Source organism: Vicingus serpentipes, from assembly GCF_007993035.1.
GTDB classification, from domain to species: Bacteria; Bacteroidota; Bacteroidia; order Flavobacteriales_E; family Vicingaceae; genus Vicingus; species Vicingus serpentipes.
This window is the reverse complement of sequence record NZ_VOOS01000022.1, coordinates 1-511: the sequence shown is the minus strand read 5'-3', so window position 1 is coordinate 511 and position 511 is coordinate 1. Positions and strand designations below refer to the sequence as shown.

At 34.6% G+C, this 511-nt stretch carries 1 protein-coding gene; it reads right to left on the bottom strand.

Annotation, left to right across the window (positions count from 1 at the left end; translation table 11 throughout):
* The coding region (locus FRY74_RS12785) for a BspA family leucine-rich repeat surface protein (RefSeq protein ID WP_147102231.1) at nucleotides 1-511 on the bottom strand (511 nt) is incomplete at both ends.

Genomic DNA, 511 nt, shown 5'->3' with positions numbered 1-511 from the left:
TTAAATACATTTTCTAAACTTGATGTTACCCATGAGCTGAGGTCTTGATTAAAGACATAGTTACTATTGAACATTTGATACATCTGTGTTACACTAGAAACATCCCATCCAGAAATATCTTGATTAAATGGCGAGTCACAAAACATAAGCCCTATATTTTGAGCAGAACTGGTGTTCCAAGCTCCAATATCTTGATTAAATGGAGTAGTTTGAAACATTGAAGCAAAGCCTTTAACGTTCGAGACATCCCAAGAAGAAATATCACAATTAAAATTAGGCGAAAAAGCGAACATTTGCACTGTATATATGATTGAACTCGTATTCCAGTTTTCGAAGCCACCATTCACATTTGACTTCATGAATGCTTCTCTCAAAGTGGTTACATTTGATAAATCTGGATTATCGATTGCGTTTACAACTAAATTCGAACATCCTTTAAAAGCTCTGTAAAAATAATCCCAAGCAATTGTCCCCCATTGATCTACTGATAGAATTTTTTGACGATCTCCAG